The sequence below is a fragment of the Bacillus sp. SIMBA_026 genome, from assembly GCF_046535335.1.
Classification (GTDB): Bacteria; Bacillota; Bacilli; order Bacillales; family Bacillaceae; genus Bacillus; species Bacillus velezensis.
Genome location: NZ_JAWRWX010000002.1, coordinates 192,982 through 214,887, shown reverse-complemented (window position 1 = coordinate 214,887; position 21,906 = coordinate 192,982). Strand labels below are relative to the sequence as shown.

Below are 21,906 nucleotides of genomic sequence, written 5' to 3'. Positions count from 1 at the left end.
AGTCAATCTCCTTTCAGGTTCTAAAGACAACCATTGGTTAATATGAATAAAAATCATCAAAAATAATAGCGGTTTTGCTGATGTATTACGATCATCGTAGCAGTAAACTGACAATCATAGACGCATGTTGTGATAAAAACTGACAGAAAATCGTCATCCTTACAGGGAGGAAGATAAAATGGCCTATGACGTAATTGTAAAGGGTGCGAAAGCTGTGCGAAAAGGCGGGACAGAGCGGGCCGATATCGCCGTCAAGGACGGGAAAATTGCCTTGATCGGGCCCGGCATTGACGAAAACGCGGAACAAGTGGTGCAGGCGGACGGCATGTATGTATTTCCGGGCGCGGTCGATTGTCACGTGCATTTCAATGAACCCGGCCGCGAAGAATGGGAAGGCATTGAAACCGGCTCAAACATGCTGGCTGCCGGCGGCTGTACGTCTTATTTTGATATGCCGCTTAACTGCATCCCTTCGACGGTAACTGCTGAAAACCTGCTGGCAAAGGCGGAAATCGCTGAACGGAAGTCAGCGGTTGATTTTGCGCTTTGGGGCGGTTTGATGCCCGGGTATACCGAACATATCCGGCCGATGGCAAAAGCGGGGGCAATCGGGTTTAAAGCATTTCTGTCTAAATCGGGAACGGATGAATTTCAGTCAGCCGATGAACGGACTCTTTTAAAGGGAATGAAGGAAATCGCGGCGTGCGGCAAGATTTTGGCCCTGCACGCAGAAAGCGACGCCCTCACCCGATTCCTTGAAGCCGAGTACGCGCTCCAAGGGAAAATTGATGCCCGCGCTTACGCTTCCTCACGTCCGGAAGAAGCCGAATGCGAGGCTGTGCAGCGGGCGATTGAATATGCGAGAGCGACGGGATGCGCGCTTCATTTTGTACATATCAGCACGAAACGGGCCGTGCTCTCCATTCAGCAGGCGAAAAAAGACGGGTTGGATGTCACCGTTGAAACGTGTCCGCACTACTTATTATTCAGCTTTGAAGACTTCCTCAAAAAAGGGGCGGCCGCCAAATGCGCTCCGCCGCTCCGCTCAGAGGCTGATAAAGAGGAATTGATCGGGGTTTTGGCTGAGGGCCTGATTGATATGGTGTCTTCGGATCATTCTCCCTGTCATCCGTCTTTGAAACGCGAGGATAATATGTTTCTGTCGTGGGGCGGGATCAGCGGAGGCCAATTTACGCTTCTCGGCATGATTCAATTAGCGATCGATCATGGGATTCCGTTTGAACATGTGGCCCGATGGACGGCCGAAGCACCTGCCGAGCGCTTCGGGTTAACGAATAAAGGCCGGCTTGAAGAAGGATTTGACGCTGATTTTGCCATTGTCCGGCCGGAACCTTTTACCGTCACAAAAGAAACGATGTTTTCCAAACATAAGCAAAGCCTGTATGAAGGCCGCACCTTTCCATACCGAATTGCTGCGACCTACAGCAAGGGGCGCTGTGTGTATCAGGATGGCGTGGGTAAGCAGAGCGGGGCTTTCGGAACATTCCTGAAGCCTTCTGAAATAAAAGAGCCGATTCTCTGAGGAGAATCGGCTTTTTTTGTCGTTTGGAAAGCGGGTCTCGTGGTATCTTTTTATAAAAAGGAGTAAAACACATTGTATAATCAAATCTTGAACATATTAACGGCATCCTGGTCGCGCAAGACTAATACAAAATGGACGGAAGATTGCCCGGCCAAAGGCCAGTGCGGCGTAACGGCTTTAGTCATCCAAGATGTTTACGGCGGTGACATTCTCAAAACAAAAACCGGCACAAGCTGGCATTTTTATAACCGAATAGACGGGGAGATATATGATTTCACGAGCGGTCAGTTTTCAGAGCCGATCGTCTATCAGCACATTCTTTCTTCCAGAGATGAGGCATTTTCGGACACCAATGAACATCAGTACCGGTTCCTGAAAAGTGCATTCAGAAAAAACATGGAAACAGAAAGAGAAAAACACCTGTGATAAACTAGAGTGAGAGGTGAAGGATTGTGATTTATATCGGACTAACGGGGTGGGGGGATCATGACAGCATCTATCCGCCGAAAACAGCGGGCCCGCAAAAACTGCAGGTGTATTCCTCCCATTTTCCCATCGTCGAGCTGGACGCGAGCTTTTACGCGATACAGCCCGCCCGTAATAATGAAAGATGGGTCAAAGAGACGCCGGAATCTTTTCAATTTGTCATTAAGGCATATCAAGGAATGACGGGCCATCAGCGCGGCGATATTCCCTTTGAATCGAAGGAAGAAATGTTTGAGGCGTTTAAGCTGTCATTATCGCCGTATATAGAGCATGGAAAGCTTGCCATGGTGCTGTTCCAATTCCCGCCGTGGTTTGACTGCAAGAAAGAAAACGTCGCATATTTAAGATGGAGCAGGCAGCAGATGGGCGATATTCCGTGCGCGCTTGAATTCCGCAACCGGTCTTGGTTTTCCCCGCCATTTTATGAACAGACGCTTTCTTTTATGAAGGAGGAAGGCTGGATTCACAGCATATGTGACGAGCCGCAAATCGGCGAGGGCAGCATTCCGACCGTCCTGAAAGCAACGGATGAAGAAAAAACGCTTGTCCGTTTTCACGGACGGAACAAGCAGGGCTGGATCAAACCAGACGGCGGACAAAACTGGCGTGAGGTCAGATATTTATACCGCTATAACAAACAGGAGCTCAAAGATTGGAAAAACAATCTTCAGGAGCTGAAAAAGCAGTCGCGCAATCTGTATGTGCTCTTCAACAATAACTCAGGCGGAGACGCCGCCGATAACGGGCTTGAGATGCTTGAAATGTTAGATATCTCATATACCGGGCTTGCTCCGAAGCAGCTCGACCTATTCAGCTAGAAAAGAGGTTTCAAGACACATGTCTTATCTTATTTTGATCATATTGGGATTTATCGCGGGAACGGTCGGCAGCCTGATCGGGCTTGGGGGAGGAATTATCATCGTGCCGGCGATGCTCTATTTAAGCACGATGACTCCGTTTTTCCATAACGTAACACCGCAGACTGCCATCGGTACGTCCCTTTTGGTGATTATTTTTACGGGCCTGTCATCAACTCTGGCCTATATGAAATATAAAACCGTTGACTACAAAAGCGGACTGATCTTTTTTATCGGTTCCGGCCCGGGAAGCATCATCGGCGCGTATTTGTCTAAACTTTTTAATGCGCATACGTTTTCCGTCTGGTTCGGACTTTTTATGATTTTGATTTCCATTACATTAATGCTGAAGACGAAAGCAAAACCGGTCAATAAAGCGCATAAAGGCATGATCCGGACATATGAGGATGAATCAGGTGAGCTTTATACATATTCGTACCGTATTTTCACCGGTATCGTAATTGCCTTTTTCGTCGGTTTATTGGGCGGTCTTTTCGGCATTGGCGGCGGCTCTCTTATGGTTCCGGCCATGATGCTGTTATTTTTGTTCCCGCCGAAAGTGGCTGTGGCGACGTCAATGCTCATTATTTTCTTATCCTCCGTGACGGGTTCCGTGTCACATATCGCAGAGGGCCATGTCAATTGGCTGTATGCGCTGTGCCTCGTTCCGGGCGCGTGGTTCGGCGGCAAAATGGGCGCGTGGGTCAATAAGCGGGTGCAGACGAAAACGATCGTGCTTTTCATGCGGGTCGTCTTGATTTTGATCGGCTGTGAATTGATTTATCAAGGGATATTCAGCTAAAAGGTAGGAGAGATGGTATGTTAGAGAAGCTCCGTTTATATCATACGAATGATTTGCACAGCCATTTCGAAAATTGGCCGAAAATCGTACATTATATTGAGCAGAAGAGAAGTGAGCATGAAAAAAACGGGGAGGAAACACTCGTATTCGACATCGGCGATCATATGGACCGATTCCAAATGATAACGGAAGCGACCTTCGGCAAAGCGAATGTCGGCTTGTTAAACCGGCTTGAGATCGATGCGGCTGCCGTCGGGAATAATGAAGGAATTACGCTGCCTCACGATGAGCTGGCGGATTTATATACCCATGCCGCGTTTCCCGTCATTGTGTCCAACCTGTTTGACGCGGACGGACAGCGGCCGGAATGGGCCGAGCCCTACGTGATCAAAACGCTGAAAAACGGGATGACCGCCGGTATACTCGGCGTCACGGTGCCGTATTATCCCGTCTATCAAAAACTCGGCTGGACGGTGACGGATGCGGAAAAAAGCATTCAAGAATCACTTGACGATATCAAGGGCAAAGCGGACATCATCATTCTGCTTTCTCATTTAGGCCTGATCGATGACCGGGCAGCAGCGGAAAAATTTCCGGACATCGATGTCATTCTTGAATCACATACGCACCACCTTCTTGAGGACGGACAGGACATAAACGGTGTATTGCTTGCATGTGCGGAGAAATACGGGAACTATGTCGGCTGTGTCGAGCTGACGATAGAAAGTGAATCACGAACCATTGTCAGCAAACAGGCATCTGTACAGAAAATGGCTGATTGGCAAGGGGAATCTGAAGATACGGCGGCTTTTCTGAAAGAGAAAGAACGGGAAGCGGAAAACCTGCTCTCCGTACAAGTCGCCAATCTGAATGAAGAAGCCGGCGTGAAGTGGTTTGAGGAATCGCCGCTCCCGCTTCTATTAGCCGAAGCGCTGAAAAGCTGGTGCGGCTGTGAAGTCAGCATGGTGAATTCAGGCGTCATTTTGGGGTCTTTACAGAAGGGGCCTGTCACAAAGCTTGACCTGCACCGCATCTGCCCTCATCCGATCAATCCGGTGGCCGTTCGTCTTTCAGGCAGGGAACTCCAGGAAACAATCAGCCAGGCCGCCTCGGAACAAATGGAGCAGCTGCGGATAAAAGGCCTCGGCTTCCGAGGGGAAGTGATGGGCAGGATGGTATATGCCGGAGCGGAGGCAGAGGCCGGCATTCTTGAAGACGGTGTGACGCATCTCCTCAATGTGAAAGTGAACGGAGAAGAGATTGATCCGGAGCGGATATACTCGGTTGCCGTTCTCGACATGTTTACACTCGGAAAGCTGTTCCCTTACATCCGCGATTCAAAAGAAAAACAATACTTTATGCCGGAGTTTTTAAGGGATCTGCTCGCCTGGAAGCTCGCGCGGCAGCGGTAATGTCATATAGCTGTCCGCCGTTCCATTTCACCCGAGTGAAGGTAAGCGGGACTTTTTAAGAGTGAAAATAAAATACTATGTCCCCTCTTACAAGCATACATTGTGATATGTAAGGGGGGATTTTTCTTGCCTAGATACCGGAGCGCTCTTCGCAAGAGAGGGCCTTTGCCTTTTCGATATGTGCTTCTTCTGTCGTTTGCTTTTTTTATCATATCGACGGTCATCAGCCTTTGGATGATCAACTCCTCAATCAAACCGGTGCTGATGAACATCGGAGAAATGGAAACTAAACGGGTGGCGACAGAGGTCATTACGGAATCCATTGAGGAATACATGTCTCACAGCGACAATGTGAAAGATATGGTCGATATGAAAACGGATGAAAACGGAAAAGTCACAACGATGGATTTTAATACACAAATGGTCAACAGCATGAAGGCGAAAGTGACAAAGCAGCTTCAGGCTCATCTGAAGGAAGTGGAGTCGAACAATAAGCAGCATGAAACAGAAAAAGGCGCGAAAACGGCCGATGAAATTATGATCGATATTCCCTTAGGGCAGGTCACGGGAAACAGCATTCTCGGAAATCTCGGGCCGAAAATCCCCGTGCGCTTTAACTTGATCGGCGATGCGTTAACTGATGTGAAAACAAAAATAAAGCCGTACGGCATTAACAATGCCCTGATTGATATCAGTATTTTCGTGGAGATTAAAGTGAAGGTCATTATTCCGTTTGCCAGTAAGACTTCAGTCGTGACAAATAATATTCCGGTCTCCATTAAAGCGATTCAAGGAGAGGTGCCGCAGTTTTATAACGGGAGCGGCGGATCAGGTGTGACGCCTTCCGTCCAGCTGCCGAATGAAAAACAGAAGAAAGATAAATAAAAACACACAGCCGCAATTTTTCCTGGCGGCTGTGTGTTTACTTTTTCCTGCGGATTTCTTTTCGTTCCCATGCCCTTAAATGAGGATACGGGTCAAAGGACCATTCCGATCTGCCGTTATCTTTATACATCCCGTAGTGAAGATGCGGCGGAAATTTTCCCGCGGTGCCCGGCGGTCCGTATCCGGAACTGCCGACAGAGCCGATCACCTCTCCGGGTTTGACGATCCGGCCTTTATGCACACCTTTTGCAAAGCCGTTCAAGTGAGCGAAGTAGTGATACGTGTTATTGATATCCCTGATGCCGATTCTCCAGCCTCCGAAACGGTTCCAGCCCTTCATTTCAACAATACCGTAGCAGGTCGATCTGACGGGGAGCCCGTAATGGGCGAACAGATCCGTTCCTTCGTGAATCCGGCGCCCGCCGAAACCCCGCGCGGCGCCCCATGTGCTGCGGTAGCTGTAATCCGTCTTCACGGGAAGCGGAAAGGCGTGCTCTCCGAGATCAAGGCGGCCGAACGTTTTAAACAGTGTCATGAATTCGGTGATAATGCCGACCGTCTGATCACGGCGGTAATAATTCCAGAGGCCGATGCGGATATGGTCAAGATCCGTTCCGAATCCCGCTAAATACTGTGCAAATGTATAAAGGATGTCCTCATCATTGCTTACCTCGGCTTTTCCGTCGCCGTCGCCGTCCAGGCCGATCCCGTCAAATACTTTAATGCTGAGGGGCGCATCGTCCTTAGGATTTGGATTTTCAGGGCCGCTCCACAAATGATCCGGAATATAAATGCTGATGATTCCCGCTTTTTCCGGCAGATCCTTTCGGTTCGAGCGGACATTTTCTTCATATTGATCAACTGCCGCAAGCACATACCAAGGAATCTGCGTGACTGCTTCGGCTTTGCGGTACAACTGCATCCGTTCGCCGTAAACAGGAGCCGATTGTTCTTTCCCGCTTGCAGCCGGACAGAAAACTGATAAAAGGAGAAGAGCAGATAACAGAACTTTCACAACATGATCTCCTTTCAGGATTGAATACACATAGTTTGCGGCAACAATCCGAGAAAATGTAAGTAATTCTCTTCCCTTGTCGAGAAATTTTTCCTATGTTAAAGTGACTATTGAATAGAAATCCGCAAGTTTTACATCCATCGTGAAATAGAAATTTTTCGCACACGAACATGAATAAAGGGATAATGGAGATGATGGGGAAATGGCAAAGAAAGACGAGCATCTGAGAAAGCCGGAATGGCTCAAAATAAAGCTGAACACGAATGAAAACTATACGGGTCTGAAAAAATTAATGCGTGAAAATAATCTGCATACCGTATGTGAAGAAGCAAAATGCCCGAACATCCATGAATGCTGGGCTGTCAGACGTACGGCGACGTTCATGATTCTCGGTTCCGTCTGTACGAGAGCATGCCGCTTCTGCGCTGTAAAAACGGGACTGCCGACTGAGCTGGATCTGCAGGAACCGGAACGCGTAGCTGATTCCGTCGCGCTGATGAATTTAAAACACGCCGTCATCACGGCCGTAGCGCGTGATGATCAGAAAGACGGCGGAGCAGGCGTCTTTGCGGAAACGGTCCGGGCGATCCGCAGAAAAAGCCCGTTCACGACAATTGAAGTGCTGCCATCCGATATGGGCGGAAATTACGACAACCTGAAAACATTAATGGATACCCGTCCTGATATTCTGAACCACAACATTGAAACCGTCCGCCGCCTGACACCGAGAGTCCGGGCCCGCGCAACATATGACCGTTCTTTGGAATTCTTGCGCCGTGCGAAAGAAATGCAGCCTGACATCCCGACGAAATCAAGCATTATGATCGGTCTCGGCGAAACGAAGGAAGAAATTATTGAAGTGATGGACGACCTGCTTGCGAACAATGTCGACATCATGGCGATCGGCCAATACCTGCAGCCGTCGAAAAAACATTTAAAAGTCCAAAAATATTATCATCCGGATGAATTTGCCGAACTGAAAGAAATCGCGATGCAAAAAGGCTTCAGCCACTGTGAAGCAGGCCCGCTTGTCCGTTCTTCCTACCATGCGGATGAACAAGTGAACGAAGCGTCTAAAAAACGTCAGGCCCAAGCATAAGATAAGCCGAAAAAACCCAAAACGCCGCAGGTTTTGGGTTTTTTGTGATGGAGCCGTTTTTGCAGGGAAAAAGTCATTCTTGAATAAGGATCGTCTGAACCGCTACACTGGATATAAAGAGGAAAAATTCTCCGTCCGTCCGAACCGTCTCATTTTGCAATTGATGGACAGAAGTCAATGAATTATGATAGTAAAGAGTGATAAAAGAGGTGAAGACATGATTCTTATTCAAAATGCCGAGTTTGAACTCGTACACGATTTTAAAAACGGCTTTAATGAAGAAGCGTTCAAAGCCCGCTATTCGGACATATTAAATAAATATGATTACATTGTGGGAGACTGGGGATACAGTCAGCTGCGGCTCAAAGGCTTCTTTGATGACCAGAATCAAAAAGCAACCTTTGAAACGAAAATCAGCACATTGGACGAATACATTTACGAATACTGCAATTTCGGCTGCGCGTATTTTGTTTTAAAACGAATCAGAAAATAATTGATGCAGAAGGGGATGCTGTCACGTGTATTTTGTTGACAGAAATAATATCGAACAAACACTCCGTTTTTTTGAGACCCAGCTGGCGCTGTTTGACAGCACGCCTGCATGGCAGAGCGAAATCGAAAAAAGGGCGCTTGAGCGGATCAGCCATCTTATGATCGAATGCATTCTCGATGTCGGAAATGATATGATTGACGGCTTTATCATGCGCGATCCGGGCAGTTATGACGACATCATGGATATTCTGACGGATGAAAAGGTGGTAGCTGAGGATGAAGGGAATAAGCTGAAGCAACTGATCTCTTCCAGAAAGCAGCTTGTCCAGGAATATCAGCATGCCGACCATCAGGAGCTGTTTACGCTGATCACGTCAAACAGAGATGTGCTGAAAGCCTTTCCGGCCCGTGTAAGAACCTACCTGGAATCAGAATTAGGGCCTGTTTCCGCATTTAAATAACAACGAGTGAGAAAATCCACAGGAGTGTTGAGTATGAAGGATTATAAAGGATATTTGATAGATTTGGACGGCACAATGTACAACGGGACGGAAAAAATCGAAGAAGCGTGTGAATTCGTGAGAACGCTTAAAGCGCGCGGCATTCCTTATTTATTCGTGACGAACAATTCTTCCCGGACGCCGAAGCAGGTGGCGGACAAGCTGATGAGCTTTGACATTCCGGCATCTGAAGAGCAGGTCTTCACGACGAGCATGGCGACTGCGCAGCATATCGCCCAGCAGAAAAAACACGCGTCGGTGTATGTAATTGGCGAAGAAGGCATCCGTCAGGCCATTGAAGAAAACGGGCTGAGCTTCGGAGAAGAAAACGCGGACTTTGTCGTTGTGGGAATCGACCGCGGCATTACATATGAAAAGTTGGCAACGGGATGCCTTGCGATCAGAAACGGTGCCCGGTTCATTTCAACAAACGGCGACGTCGCCATTCCGACTGAAAGAGGGCTTTTACCAGGGAACGGTTCGCTCACATCCGTTTTGACGGTGTCAACGGGCGTTGAGCCTGTCTTTATCGGCAAGCCTGAATCCATTATTATGGAACAGGCGATGCGTGTGCTCGGAACGGATATTTCCGAAACACTCATGGTCGGCGATAACTATGCAACGGACATTATGGCCGGCATCAATGCGGGCATGGATACGCTGCTGGTTCACACCGGCGTGACAAAGCGTGAGCATATGGCAGATTACGACCAGAAGCCGACATATGCGATTGATTCTTTAACCGAATGGATTGAACATCTATAAAAAAAGGGACGGCCATGACGGCCGTCCTTATTCTGTATTTCTGGCGCTGTGAGCAAGCCGGCTTGAAGCCGCTGCTGCGATTGCGCCGACGATATCATCAAGAAACGTATGGCATTCGCCCGTAGATTTATCATTTAACCGCCCGAGAATGCCGGGTTTTTCTTTGTCAATGTAGCCGTAATTCGTAAAGCCGATCGAGCCGTATATATTCACGATAGAGAAGGCGAGCACCTCGTCAACCCCATACAGGCTTTCATCAATCGCCAGAATGGTCTGAAGCGGTTCAGACAGCTTTTTTTGTTCGGCGAGCACATCTAATTCTATTCCCGTTAAAATGGCGTTTTGCACCTCGCGTTTTGCGATGACACGGTCCACATTGAGCCTGCATACCTCCATCGTCAAATCAGGATGATATTTTTTTTGAAGGAAATACACCAGCTCGGCGATATCGTCCGTCTCAACCCCCCGTTCTTTTAAACGCGCTCTGGCGACAGCTTCCACGTGATTCAGTTGTTCCTTTTCTGACATTTGCTTCACCCAATCTTTTTTTACTAGTTTATACAACATCCTTCCGATGTGTACGATGTTTCTCCACTTGATTCAAAGGATTACAATATGTATTCATAATTCCGCCGGCGTATGACTACGATGTGAATAGCTCTAATTTTTCAGGCAGGTGATTATGATGAAAAGCATCATTAAAGAAAAGTACGGCATCCACGTCAGACAGCTTTCCGTTTATCAGAAATACCAATGCTTCCAGACGCCTAATTCCTTCTTTCTTATAATTCCCGTTTCCGGGTTTTCGCAATCAGAGCTGACGGAGCTTTACTACATGAGTCAGTATTTACAAGAACAAAGTGACCCATACGTTTCAGTGTTTATCTTTACGAAGGAAGGAGAACTGACCTTTGAGGACGAAGGCAAAACGTATGCGCTCTTAAAAGCGCCGATTCCCGTCTCAAACCGGTCGTTTTCTGTCGGAGGGGAGCTTGCCGAATTTCACAGAAAAGGGCGGGGTTTTCCGTACGAAGTGAAAGAAGCGGGCAGGATCGGCCAATGGAAGGACTTATGGGGAAAACGGGTGGATCAGCTGGAATCATTCTGGATGCAGAAAATTCATATGTCTCCGCTTGAACCGTTCGAAAAGAAAATGATCGAAGCATTTCCTTATTATTCGGGCTTAGCGGAAAACGCCATTCAATATTTAGTGGATACGGAGCTGGATGACAATCCCGGCGCAGAAGACTCGGGGACAATCTGCCATCAGCGGATGGAACGGGATACCTGGTCGGAGGAATCACTGATCCGCATTCCGGGCGATTGGGTATTCGACCATGCCGCCCGTGATATTGCGGAATATATGCGCAGCACATATTTGTATCATCGTGACGACCTGCTCAAAGATGGGTTTTTGTTTCTGCAGGAATATGAGCAAGTTACGCCGTTATCCTCCTTTTCCAAGCGCCTGTTTTACAGCCGCCTGCTGTTTCCGCTCCATTTCTTCGAGACGGTGGAGAGCTATTACATTTCTCATGATTCTGAAAAACAGTTTTACGAAGAGCAGCTTGACTACATTCTTGCCGACTGCACCCGCTATGAACAGTTTTTACAGACATGTCACAACATGATGAATGTCAGGTCGGCGCAGGTTTTTGTCCCGCCTGTGGCGTGGCTCGGAAAAGGAATCAGTTCGTAAGAAAATATGACGTAAAAATATTTAGAAAATAGGGAATCTTGTCATATCAGTGTGTTAAGCGTTTTCATAGCAGTAGAAACAATATTCAGCCGCTTGTCAAAACAAATGCGGGCTTATATAATATTTGTAACTTAAATGTCTGTGAAGGGTTAACAATTGTCCTTTTCTAGTGGACGAAAGGAAGAAAGGTGGAGTTTCTCTTTGGAAGCGATTCGTATTGGACTGTTAGGACTGGGAACCGTGGGAAGCGGTGTCGTCAAAATTATACAAGATCATCAGGATAAGCTTATGCACCAGGTCGGCTGTCCGGTGACGATCAAAAAAGTGCTAGTTAAAGATATTGATAAAAAACGAGACGCAGACCTGCCGAAAGAAGTGCTGACGACAGAAGTCTATGATGTAATCGATGACCCTGAGGTCGACGTGATTATTGAAGTCATCGGCGGTGTCGAACAGACGAAGCAATATCTTCTTGACGCCTTGAAAGCGAAAAAACATGTTGTGACCGCAAATAAAGATCTGATCGCCGTATATGGCTCAGAGCTTTTAGCCGCCGCAAAGGAAAATGGCTGTGACTTGTATTATGAAGCGAGTGTCGCCGGCGGAATCCCGATTTTACGCACGCTCGAAGAAGGCCTTTCCTCTGACCGGATCACAAAAATGATGGGAATCGTCAACGGAACGACGAACTTCATCTTAACGAAAATGATTAAAGAAAAAAGCCCGTATGAAGAAGTACTGAAGGAAGCGCAGGATCTCGGATTCGCGGAAGCGGACCCGACCGCCGATGTAGAAGGGCTCGATGCCGCGCGCAAGATGGCGATTTTAGCCCGTCTCGGCTTCTCTATGGACGTTGATCTGGACGATGTCAAAGTAAAAGGAATTTCCCGGATTACGGATGAAGACATCAGCTTCAGCAAACGGCTCGGCTATACGATGAAGCTGATCGGCATCGCCCAGCGTGATGACAATAAAATCGAAGTCAGCGTTCAGCCGACACTGCTTCCGGATCATCATCCGCTCTCTGCGGTGCATAACGAGTTTAATGCCGTTTACGTGTACGGAGAAGCCGTCGGCGAAACGATGTTTTACGGCCCCGGAGCCGGAAGCATGCCGACTGCCACATCGGTCGTTTCCGATCTGGTCGCGGTCATGAAAAACATGCGTCTCGGCGTAAACGGAAACAGCTTTGTCGCCCCGCAGTTTGAAAGAAATCTGAAGCAGCCGTCTGATATCTATGCCCAGCAGTTTTTAAGAATTCACGTCAAAGACCAGGTCGGCTCTTTTTCAAAAATCACATCGGCCTTCTCGGAGCGCGGCGTCAGCTTTGAAAAAATTCTGCAGCTGCCGATTAAAGGCCACGACGACCTCGCGGAAATCGTCATCGTCACGCATCATACATCGGAAGAAGATTTCAGCGACATTCTGCAAAACTTAAATGACCTCGAAGTCGTACAAGAAGTAAAAAGCACATATCGCGTAGAAGGGAACGGTTGGAGCTAATGTGGAAAGGACTCATCCATCAATATAAAGAATTTCTGCCGGTGACGGATCGGACGCCGGCCCTGACATTGCATGAAGGCAACACGCCGTTGATTCACCTGCCGAAGCTTTCTGAAAAGCTCGGAATTGAACTGCATGTGAAAACAGAGGGCGTTAATCCGACGGGATCCTTTAAAGACCGCGGCATGGTCATGGCGGTCGCCAAAGCGAAAGAAGAAGGCAATGATACCATCATGTGCGCCTCTACAGGCAACACATCCGCGGCGGCTGCGGCATACGCGGCGAGAGCCGGCATGAAATGCATCGTCATCATCCCGGACGGAAAAATCGCCTTCGGAAAACTTGCGCAGGCCGTCATGTACGGTGCGGAAATCATTGCGATTGACGGAAACTTTGACGACGCGCTGGCCATCGTCCGGTCGATTTGCGAAAAATCACCGATTGCATTAGTGAATTCAGTAAACCCTTACCGGATTGAAGGGCAAAAAACAGCGGCTTTTGAAGTATGCGAACAGCTTGGCGGAGCGCCGGACATTCTGGCGATCCCGGTAGGAAACGCCGGGAATATCACGGCCTACTGGAAAGGGTTCAAAGAATATCATGAGAAAAACGGCACCGGACTTCCGAAAATGCGCGGTTTTGAGGCGGAAGGTTCTGCGGCTATCGTCCGCGGGGAAGTTATTAAAAATCCAGAAACCGTTGCGACGGCAATCCGAATCGGGAATCCCGCCAGCTGGGACAAAGCCGTGCTCGCTGCGGAGGAATCAGCCGGAAAAATTGATGAAGTCACAGATGAAGAAATTCTTCACGCTTATCAGCTGATTGCCCGTGAAGAAGGCGTGTTTGCCGAACCGGGCTCCTGTGCATCCATCGCCGGCGTTTTGAAACAGGTGAAATCCGGTGAAATTCCAAAAGGCAGCAAGGTTGTCGCAGTTTTGACCGGAAACGGCCTGAAAGACCCGAACACGGCTGTAGACGTATCTGACATAAAACCGATCACGCTGCCGACAGATGAGGACAGTATTCTGGAATACTTAAATGGAGCGGCGCGTGTATGAATGAGGCGGAGATGCTGTTTTCCATTACGGTTCCGGGAAGCACAGCCAACTTAGGGCCCGGGTTTGATTCCGTTGGGATGGCGCTCAGCAGATATTTGAAGCTTTCGGTTTTCCGAAACGATGAATGGCAGTTCTCGGCGGAAACCGAAACTGTCGCGGGCATCCCTCAAGGAACGGACAACCTCATCTACCAAGTCGCCAAACGGACGGCTGACCGCTATCAAAAAGAGCTGCCGCCCGCCCATGTCAAAGTATGGAGTGACATCCCCCTTGCACGAGGTCTCGGAAGCAGCGCGGCCGCTATCGTCGCCGCCATTGAGCTTGCGGATGAGTTATGCGGCCTGCAGCTGTCGGAAAGCGACAAACTGCACTTAGCGAGTCTTGAAGAGGGGCACCCTGATAATGCCGCTGCTTCCCTTGCAGGAGGGCTTGTGATCGGTTTTCACGAAGAAGATGAAACACATATCGTGCGTGTTGCCGAAGCGGATATCGACGTTGTGGCAGTCATTCCGTTTTACGAAGTTCTGACCAGGGACGCAAGAGACGTGCTCCCGAAAGAGCTGCCGTACCGACGCGCCGTTAAAGCAAGCGCCGTCAGCAACCTTCTCGTTGCTGCGATCATGTCAAATGACTGGGCGCTCGCCGGGAAAATGATGAGAAAAGACATTCTCCATCAGCCGTATCGCGCCATGCTTGTTCCTGAGCTTTCAAAGGTGGAACACGCGGCCGAAATGAAAGGCGCCTACGGGACGGCGCTGAGCGGAGCGGGACCGACGATTCTTGTCCTGATTGAAAAAGGAAAGGGAGAAGAGCTGAGAAAACAGCTTTCTGAGCATTTCCCCCACTGTGAGATTGCGGCGCTTACCGTCCCGTCAGAAGGAAGCGTAATTGAACGGAATCCTTTAGAGCAGGTGAAAAGTGTATAATGATAAAAAAGCGTTCTTCCCATCAGAGAAGGACGCTTTCTTTTTCTGGAGAAGGATTTTTATTTAGGGAAGCGAAATAAAAAAGAAAAGGAGGAGAAACGATTTGAAAAAACTCATAACCGAGGAGGACATTGCGTCTCTCGTATCCGTGACAGACCCGCAATATGCCCCTGACGGCAGAAGAGCCGCTTACGTCCGGACAACAGTCAATCATAAGCGTGATGCCTATTCCTCAGCCATTATGGTATATGACACAGAATCCGGCATCTCAAACCCGTGGACTTTCGGGGACAATAGAAATACAAGTCCGCGGTGGTCGCCTGACGGACGGCGCCTCGCCTTTGTTTCTGACAGGGAGAACGGCATCCCTCAGCTGTACATCATCGACGCTGCCGGCGGAGAGGCGGAGCAGGCGGCCGATATTCCTTGGGGCGTATCAGATCCGATATGGGCGCCCGACGGCAGATCCGTGCTTGTGTCCGTCAGTCTGACATCAGCGGAGCGCGCCGATGAGAAAGAAAAAAAGAAGCATGACGACTATGAGCCAGTTGATATTCAGTCATTAACATATAAACGTGACGGGAAAGGCCTGCTGAACGGAAGCTGGGCCCAGCTTGTGCTGATTCATCTTGAAACGGGGGAGATTCAGCAGCTGACGGATCATGAAGCGGATCATTATGACGCGGCCTTTTCACCGGATGGCAGGCAGCTTGTGTTTACCGCCAATTTATGCGAGCCGGGTGACGCCGGAAAGCCGAGCGATGTCTATCTGATGAATCTGGCGGATGGAAGCCTGAAGCAGATTACGCCGCACCGCGGTTCTTTCGGTTCCTGCGTGTTTTCACCGGACGGTTCTTATATCGCGATGCTGGGCCATGAAAATGAATTTCGCAATGCGACTTTAGAAAAAGCGTGGCTGTACGAGGTGAAAACTGAGCGGCTGTCCTGCCTGACCGACATGCTGGATGTTCATTTGAGCGATGCGCTGATTGCGGATTCAATCATAGGAGGAGTGACGCCCCGGCCGGTATGGACAAACGACGGGCAGGGTTTTTACGTTCTCGGGAGCGAGCAGGGAAGCACCGGTATTTATTATATCTCGATTGACGGCCTCGTATATCCGATCCGATTAGAAGAAGAGTATGTGAACGGTTTTGCTTTTCATCCTGATCAGAAAAGCTGTATCGCTGTCATTGCCAAACCCGCACAGCCTTCCGAGCTTTACAGCATTTCGCTCGAAGATGGGGAAGAGAAGCAATTGACATCCGACAATGATCGGTTTATTGAGGAGCGCATCATATCCGTGCCGGAAAAGCTGCAATATGAAACAAAGGACGGGCTGACGGTAAACGGCTGGTTTTTAAAGCCCGCCGTTTTTGAAGAAGATCAAACTTATCCCCTCATTCTATACATACACGGCGGGCCTCACATGATGTACGGCCATACGTATTTTCACGAATTCCAAGTGCTGGCCGCACAAGGATATGCTGTCATGTATGTCAACCCAAGAGGAAGCCATGGCTACGGGCAGGATTTTGTCAATCGTGTCAGGGGTGATTACGGAGGCGGAGATTACCGTGATGTCATGCAGGCGGTGGATGAAGCCGTTCAGGCGTATCCGTTTATTGACAGCGGCCGTCTCGGTGTGACGGGCGGGAGCTACGGAGGGTTTATGACGAATTGGATTGTCGGGCAGACAGACCGTTTTAAAGCAGCCGTCACGCAGCGCTCCATTTCAAATTGGTTCAGCTTCCACGGTGTCAGCGATATCGGTTTCTTTTTTACCGACTGGCAGCTCGGGCATGATTTGTTTGAGGAAGCGGATAAGCTTTGGGATCGTTCTCCTGTAAAATATGCGTCCCGCGTTTCGACACCGCTTTTGATTCTGCACGGTGAGCGAGATGACCGCTGTCCGATAGAGCAGGCCGAGCAGCTCTTTACCGCGTTGAAGAAACTGAACAAAACGACGTCGTTCATCCGATTTCCGAAAGCCACGCATGAGCTGTCGAGAAGCGGCCATCCGGAACAGCGGATGAAACGCATCCGTTATATTTGTTCATGGTTTGATGACTATTTGTAAAAAATAAAAAACCAGGCTGTCATGCAGCCTGGTTTTACGATTAAAATACTTGTTCTACTTCAACCACACCCGGTACTTCTTCAAGAAGGGCGCGTTCGATTCCGGCTTTCAGCGTAATCGTTGAACTTGGGCAGCTGCCGCATGCGCCAAGGAGGCGAAGCTTTACAATGCCTTCGTCTACGTCAACAAGCTCACAGTCACCGCCGTCACGAAGCAGAAACGGACGTAATTTATCCAATACTTCCTGTACTTGCTCTTTCATTTCAACCTCAGTCATGAGATTCGCTCCTTTCATATACATAAAACCATTATATTCACAGTAACGGTAAAAATCTAATGTTTGGTTTGCAAAGCTGCTTTCCCCATTATAGCATATTTAAACTTGAACATAAAAACCGTTTTTTATACAAAAGCTGCCTCGTCCTTTGTATACTGGTGTAAAGGGGATGATATACATGACAAAGCCGGTTACGCTCAGTGTTTACGGCGCTGAAACGCTTTGCGCAAGCTGCGTGAATATGCCGAGCGCCAAAGATACGTTTGAATGGCTGGAGGCGGCGCTGAAACGGAAATATCCCGAGCAGCCTTTTAACATGCGGTATATTGATATTGACGCACCGCCTCAGCAAAAGGAGACAGAAGAGCTTGCGGAGCGCATCAGAAACGATGAATTTTTCTATCCGCTCGTGCTGGTGGAGGATGTCATTGTGGGGGAAGGGAATCCGCATTTAAAAGATATATATGAAGAAATGGAAAAGCGCGGCTATGTTGCGGGCTCTTAAAAATGGCCGCTGATCGCAATCAGCGGCTTTTTTCTTATCAGCCGTTATGATGCTTGTACATCCATAAAAGGCCTGATTTTAATAAACGGGGCACACGCCCGATGAGGGGACGGTCGTTGACAAGACCGAAGCCCGCTTTTTTTCCGAGTGAACCGAGAACGCCTTTCAGCTTAAATTGCGGCATTGTTTCCGGCAGCTCTTCATTGTTCCAGCGTTTCAGGAGGATCTGCACAATTTGTTCCGCTTGCGCTTCAGCCAGCTGGGCGCTCGGCGCATGAGGCAGGCTCGCGCAATCACCGACGACGTAAACATGCTCATCGCCCGGAAGATTGTGGTGCGGTGTTAAAACGATGCGGCCCTGCGGATCTTTTTCAGCGTCCAGTTCTCTGACGGCTTTATTCGGCTGAATTCCCGCCGTCCACACGATGGCATCGGCCGGTATTCCTTCATCATGGTTATAAACTATGCCGTCTTCCACTTTTGTAATATTCGCATTATTGATAATGGTGACGCCGTGTTCTTCAAACCATTTTTGAACGTACTTGCTGAGTCTTTTCGGAAAGCTTGATAAAATCAGGTCGCCCCGGTCAAATAACATAATCTTCAGATCGTCACGGCTCTCTCTTAATTCACTGGCAAGCTCCACGCCGCTTAATCCCGCTCCGACGATAGCGACAGATGCATTGGCGCCGAGGTTGTTCAGCTTTTGATAGGCTTCGCGTGACTGATCAATGGTCTGAATGCTGTAAGTATGTTCCGGCGCGCCGGGCACGTTATGATACTTATCCTCGCAGCCCAGTCCGATCACCGCGTCATCGTAAGAAATCGGTTCGCGGTCATGAAACAGAACCTGTTTGTTTTTCGTGTCGACGGAAGCCACCTCACCGTATTGAACATCCAGATTCGGATGCTCAGGAAAAGACACCCTGATATGATGATCAGAAATCGTGCCGGCGGCGAGCGCATAATATTCTGTTTTTAAGCAGTGATACGGGTTTCTGTCAATCAGCGTGATGGATATATCTGACGGAAGCTGGTTCGGCAGTAAGCGGTGCAGCACCCGCATGTTTCCGTAACCCCCGCCGATCAAGACCAATTTTTTCATAATGATTCCCCTTTTGCCCGAAAAATATGGTAGTCAATGTTGTTACAAAATAACGAACTATGTAAAATAACATCTAGAATTATATCGAATTTGATCTAAAACCACAATAATAGTTTTAAAATAACCTACAAATTGACCAGAAAACACGTAATAGTAAAACCTTTAACCTGAATTAATATGTTACGATAACATTGAGCGTGAAACCGGATCTTTGACGAATAGAGGAAATTCCGTTAGGATAAGGTACATATGTGAGGTGAAACCGCATGAATCCGATGATTGAATTCTGTGTCAGCAATTTAGCGCGCGGTTCCCAGGAAGCACTTGAGATCTTAGAGAAGGATCCGAACTTGGACGTGCTTGAATACGGCTGTTTAAGCTATTGCGGGAAATGCATGGAGTCCCTGTTCGCCCTGGTCAACGGCGAAGTGGTCACGGGAGGCACGCCTGCTGAATTGGTTGACAACATATATACATTCATAGAAGAAAATCCGATGTTTTAATCAGAGGCTCCGAATGGGGTCTCTTTTTTATTGCGCCCGGGTTTTGGCAAAATAAAAAATTTGTAGACAGCAAAAATAAATATTGTTATCTTAATAAAGACTTTTTTTAAATAAAATTTTAGAGGTGGATTCATTGAATATCGTTTGGGGGCTGCTCGGGGCAGTTGCTATATTAGCCATTGCTTTTTTGTTATCAGAGAAGAAAAGCAAAATTAACCTGCGAACCGTCATTGTCGGTTTATGTTTACAAATGGCCTTCGGATTCATCGTATTAAAGTGGGACGCCGGCCGGGCCGTATTTTTATGGTTCTCAAGCCGTGTGCAGCTTCTCATTGATTATGCGAACGAAGGCATCAGCTTTATTTTTGGCCCGCTGTTAAAAGTGGGCAGCAGCCCGGCTTTCGCGCTGAGCGTTCTGCCGGTCATTATCTTTTTCTCAGCGCTGATTGCCGTTTTGTATCACTTGAAAATCATGCAGCTCATCTTTCGCGTCATCGGAGGCGGACTGTCAAAACTTCTTGGGACAAGCAGAACGGAATCGCTTGCGGCGGCTGCGAATATTTTTGTCGGACAGTCTGAATCACCGCTTGCCATTAAACCGCTGATTGCGGGATTGACCCGTTCCGAGCTGTTTACGATTATGACGAGCGGCCTTTCGGCTGTAGCGGGTTCGACGCTTTTCGGTTACGCCCTGTTAGGCATTCCGATCGAATACTTGCTGGCGGCCAGCTTTATGGCGGCTCCCGCCGGTCTCGTGTTCGGAAAAATTTTAATACCTGAAACGGAAAAAACGCAGACGATAAAAGGCGATTTTAATATGGACGAAGAAGGCGAAGGCGCCGCTAACGTGATTGATGCAGCGGCAAAAGGCGCGTCCACTGGCCTTCAGATTGCTTTAAATGTCGGCGCCATGCTGCTTGCGTTTGTCGCGCTCATCGCCGTAGTGAACGGAATTCTCGGCGGAATCGGCGGCTGGTTCGGTTTCAAACATATTACATTAGAATCCATTCTCGGTTACGTGTTTTCACCGATCGCATTTGTAATCGGCGTTCCTTGGCATGAAGCGCTCGGAGCGGGAAGCTATATCGGACAGAAACTTGTGCTGAATGAGTTTGTCGCTTATTCAAACTTCGGTCCGCATATTGCGGACTTTTCTAAAAAAACGTCTACGATTATCAGCTTTGCGCTGTGCGGATTTGCCAACTTCTCTTCGATTGCGATTATGCTCGGCACACTGGGCGGTTTGGCCCCAAGCCGCCGTTCGGACATTGCGCGCCTCGGATTAAGAGCGGTTATTGCGGGAACACTCGCAAACCTTCTCAGCGCGGCGATTGCCGGCATGTTTATTTAGTAAACGATAAAAGCTCCCTGCATATGCAGGGAGCTTTTATGTATGAAAAACGGGGGATATTTGTATTGTGTCCGAGCAGAAGAGCTTTTATACTAAGTAAAAGAAAAAAAGTTGGAGGCCGATATGAATTCATTCCGTTTTACCAAGATGCACGGTCTTGGAAACAGTTATATATATGTAAATCAATTTGAAGAACAGCTGCCGGAAGAACGGCTGGCTGAGATTGCCGTTAAAGTGTCCAGCATTCATACGGGCATCGGCTCTGACGGAATGATCCTCATCTGTCCGTCAGAAAAAGCGCCCGTCAAAATGCGGATTTTTAATAATGACGGCTCAGAAGGGAAAAATTGCGGCAACGGCCTTCGCTGTGTGGCAAAGTACGCATACGAACATAAGCTGACAGAAGAAACGTCCTTTTTCATTGAGACGCTTTCAGGTCTTGTGAAAGCAGACATTACAGAGGACAACGGGATTGTGCGTGAAGTCGCCGTTGATATGGGCGAACCGCGTCTCACCAAAAAAGAGCTGCCGATGCTCGGCAATGAAGATGAACGGACGATCGATGAAACCTTTGTTTTTGGAGAAACGGAGCTTTCCGGAACAGCCGTATCAATGGGAAACCCCCATATTGTTTTTCCGGTTGCGGATATCAATCAAGCGCCTCTTACAACGCTCGGCCCCGTCATTGAAAAAGACCCGAGATTTCCGGAAGGCGTCAATGTCGAATTTGTGGAAACCGTCAGCGCCGATGAACTTCATTTCCGCGTATGGGAACGCGGCTCCGGCATTACACAGGCTTGCGGAACAGGCGCCTGTGCGGCGGCTGTCGCATCCGTATTGAACGGTGTTTCTGAACGAAACCGGGATATCACTGTTCATTTAGCGGGAGGCGACCTTGTGATTAATTGGCAGGATAACGGGCATGTGCTGATGACGGGACCCGCCGAAACCGTATGCAGCGGCGTCTTTTATTTGTAAACAGCTCGTTTGAGAAATACTCTCCTCAAGGTTTATAATAGATACTAGCATCGTTTTTAAAAAAG

23 protein-coding genes are annotated in these 21,906 nt (G+C 48.5%); 19 read left to right on the top strand and 4 right to left on the bottom strand.

All coding sequences use genetic code 11. The annotated features are described in order from the left end of the window. The first annotated feature begins 178 nt into the window (after positions 1 to 178). From SB847_RS11800 to yunB, 6 genes are all read left to right on the top strand, one after another. Positions 179 to 1,543 (top strand): allantoinase, encoded by a 1,365-nt coding sequence (locus SB847_RS11800; RefSeq protein WP_326155853.1) that lies wholly within the window; start codon positions 179 to 181, stop codon positions 1,541 to 1,543. Positions 1,544 to 1,615: 72 nt separating this feature from the next. Beyond that, positions 1,616 to 1,969, top strand: a complete 354-nt coding sequence (locus tag SB847_RS11795; protein WP_410563363.1) for a YunG family protein — start codon at positions 1,616 to 1,618, stop codon at positions 1,967 to 1,969. A gap of 26 nt (positions 1,970 to 1,995) precedes the next feature. Then, entirely contained in the window at positions 1,996 to 2,847 is an 852-nt protein-coding gene (locus SB847_RS11790) for a DUF72 domain-containing protein (RefSeq protein ID WP_410563360.1), read from the top strand. Between the two features lie 19 nt (positions 2,848 to 2,866). Next, the gene (locus tag SB847_RS11785) at positions 2,867 to 3,688 is read left to right on the top strand and encodes a sulfite exporter TauE/SafE family protein (protein WP_410563357.1); all 822 of its coding nucleotides are present in this window, start codon (positions 2,867 to 2,869) and stop codon (positions 3,686 to 3,688) included. Positions 3,689 to 3,705: 17 nt separating this feature from the next. Continuing rightward, positions 3,706 to 5,100: a bifunctional metallophosphatase/5'-nucleotidase gene (locus SB847_RS11780; protein WP_410563355.1), complete on the top strand. Its 1,395-nt coding sequence runs from the start codon at positions 3,706 to 3,708 to the stop codon at positions 5,098 to 5,100. A gap of 126 nt (positions 5,101 to 5,226) precedes the next feature. Then, positions 5,227 to 5,985 carry a sporulation protein YunB gene (gene yunB / locus SB847_RS11775; protein WP_032876717.1) on the top strand — a complete coding sequence of 253 codons (759 nt, stop codon included), beginning with the start codon at positions 5,227 to 5,229 and terminating at the stop codon, positions 5,983 to 5,985. Positions 5,986 to 6,022: 37 nt separating this feature from the next. Here yunB and lytH read toward each other — a convergent pair whose 3' ends face one another. Next, complete coding sequence (gene lytH, locus SB847_RS11770) at positions 6,023 to 7,000, bottom strand: L-Ala--D-Glu endopeptidase (RefSeq protein WP_029325853.1); 978 nt, start codon at positions 6,998 to 7,000, stop codon at positions 6,023 to 6,025. 202 nt (positions 7,001 to 7,202) lie between these two features. Between lytH and lipA the strand changes: the two genes are divergently transcribed. The 4 genes from lipA to SB847_RS11750 all read left to right on the top strand — a co-directional run bounded on the left by lipA (position 7,203) and on the right by SB847_RS11750 (position 9,856). Further along, entirely contained in the window at positions 7,203 to 8,099 is an 897-nt protein-coding gene (gene lipA, locus SB847_RS11765) for a lipoyl synthase (RefSeq protein ID WP_003151923.1), read from the top strand. A gap of 217 nt (positions 8,100 to 8,316) precedes the next feature. After that, positions 8,317 to 8,592 carry a YutD family protein gene (locus tag SB847_RS11760; RefSeq protein ID WP_003151928.1) on the top strand — a complete coding sequence of 92 codons (276 nt, stop codon included), beginning with the start codon at positions 8,317 to 8,319 and terminating at the stop codon, positions 8,590 to 8,592. Between the two features lie 25 nt (positions 8,593 to 8,617). Then, complete coding sequence (locus tag SB847_RS11755) at positions 8,618 to 9,052, top strand: DUF86 domain-containing protein (protein WP_032876724.1); 435 nt, start codon at positions 8,618 to 8,620, stop codon at positions 9,050 to 9,052. Between the two features lie 33 nt (positions 9,053 to 9,085). Beyond that, entirely contained in the window at positions 9,086 to 9,856 is a 771-nt protein-coding gene (locus SB847_RS11750; RefSeq protein ID WP_105937358.1) for a TIGR01457 family HAD-type hydrolase, read from the top strand. Positions 9,857 to 9,883: 27 nt separating this feature from the next. Here the strand turns inward: SB847_RS11750 and SB847_RS11745 are convergent, their stop codons facing one another. Continuing rightward, positions 9,884 to 10,384: a phosphatidylglycerophosphatase A family protein gene (locus tag SB847_RS11745; protein ID WP_060561902.1), complete on the bottom strand. Its 501-nt coding sequence runs from the start codon at positions 10,382 to 10,384 to the stop codon at positions 9,884 to 9,886. 154 nt (positions 10,385 to 10,538) lie between these two features. Here SB847_RS11745 and cotNH point away from each other — a divergent pair, with 154 nt between their 5' ends. From cotNH to SB847_RS11720, 5 genes are all read left to right on the top strand, one after another. Continuing rightward, positions 10,539 to 11,555: a spore coat-associated protein CotNH gene (gene cotNH / locus SB847_RS11740; protein WP_007613555.1), complete on the top strand. Its 1,017-nt coding sequence runs from the start codon at positions 10,539 to 10,541 to the stop codon at positions 11,553 to 11,555. Between the two features lie 201 nt (positions 11,556 to 11,756). Beyond that, a complete protein-coding gene (locus tag SB847_RS11735; RefSeq protein WP_007613551.1) occupies positions 11,757 to 13,058 on the top strand; it encodes a homoserine dehydrogenase in 1,302 nt (433 codons plus the stop codon). Continuing rightward, on the top strand, positions 13,058 to 14,116 hold the full coding sequence (gene thrC, locus SB847_RS11730) for a threonine synthase (RefSeq protein WP_014721762.1): 1,059 nt from the start codon (positions 13,058 to 13,060) through the stop codon (positions 14,114 to 14,116). The genes SB847_RS11735 and thrC overlap by 1 nt, the downstream gene beginning before the upstream one ends. After that, positions 14,113 to 15,042 (top strand): homoserine kinase, encoded by a 930-nt coding sequence (thrB, locus tag SB847_RS11725; RefSeq protein ID WP_410577863.1) that lies wholly within the window; start codon positions 14,113 to 14,115, stop codon positions 15,040 to 15,042. The genes thrC and thrB overlap by 4 nt, the downstream gene beginning before the upstream one ends. Positions 15,043 to 15,145: 103 nt before the next feature. Then, positions 15,146 to 17,122: a S9 family peptidase gene (locus SB847_RS11720; protein WP_410577862.1), complete on the top strand. Its 1,977-nt coding sequence runs from the start codon at positions 15,146 to 15,148 to the stop codon at positions 17,120 to 17,122. Between the two features lie 40 nt (positions 17,123 to 17,162). On the opposite strand, the gene SB847_RS11715 is transcribed toward SB847_RS11720, so the two are convergent. Continuing rightward, complete coding sequence (locus SB847_RS11715) at positions 17,163 to 17,498, bottom strand: NifU family protein (protein ID WP_169510385.1); 336 nt, start codon at positions 17,496 to 17,498, stop codon at positions 17,163 to 17,165. 79 nt (positions 17,499 to 17,577) lie between these two features. Between SB847_RS11715 and SB847_RS11710 the strand changes: the two genes are divergently transcribed. Next, positions 17,578 to 17,904: a YuzD family protein gene (locus SB847_RS11710; protein WP_017419453.1), complete on the top strand. Its 327-nt coding sequence runs from the start codon at positions 17,578 to 17,580 to the stop codon at positions 17,902 to 17,904. 37 nt (positions 17,905 to 17,941) lie between these two features. Here SB847_RS11710 and SB847_RS11705 read toward each other — a convergent pair whose 3' ends face one another. After that, positions 17,942 to 19,009: an NAD(P)/FAD-dependent oxidoreductase gene (locus SB847_RS11705; protein WP_007613539.1), complete on the bottom strand. Its 1,068-nt coding sequence runs from the start codon at positions 19,007 to 19,009 to the stop codon at positions 17,942 to 17,944. A 266-nt stretch (positions 19,010 to 19,275) separates the two neighbouring features. Here SB847_RS11705 and SB847_RS11700 point away from each other — a divergent pair, with 266 nt between their 5' ends. The 3 genes from SB847_RS11700 to dapF all read left to right on the top strand — a co-directional run bounded on the left by SB847_RS11700 (position 19,276) and on the right by dapF (position 21,841). Beyond that, positions 19,276 to 19,512, top strand: a complete 237-nt coding sequence (locus tag SB847_RS11700) for a YuzB family protein (protein WP_007408721.1) — start codon at positions 19,276 to 19,278, stop codon at positions 19,510 to 19,512. A gap of 133 nt (positions 19,513 to 19,645) precedes the next feature. Further along, positions 19,646 to 20,863 carry a NupC/NupG family nucleoside CNT transporter gene (locus tag SB847_RS11695; RefSeq protein ID WP_012118346.1) on the top strand — a complete coding sequence of 406 codons (1,218 nt, stop codon included), beginning with the start codon at positions 19,646 to 19,648 and terminating at the stop codon, positions 20,861 to 20,863. 123 nt (positions 20,864 to 20,986) lie between these two features. Further along, positions 20,987 to 21,841, top strand: coding sequence for a diaminopimelate epimerase (gene dapF, locus SB847_RS11690; RefSeq protein ID WP_014418790.1), 855 nt, complete (start codon positions 20,987 to 20,989; stop codon positions 21,839 to 21,841). Positions 21,842 to 21,906 lie beyond the last annotated feature (65 nt).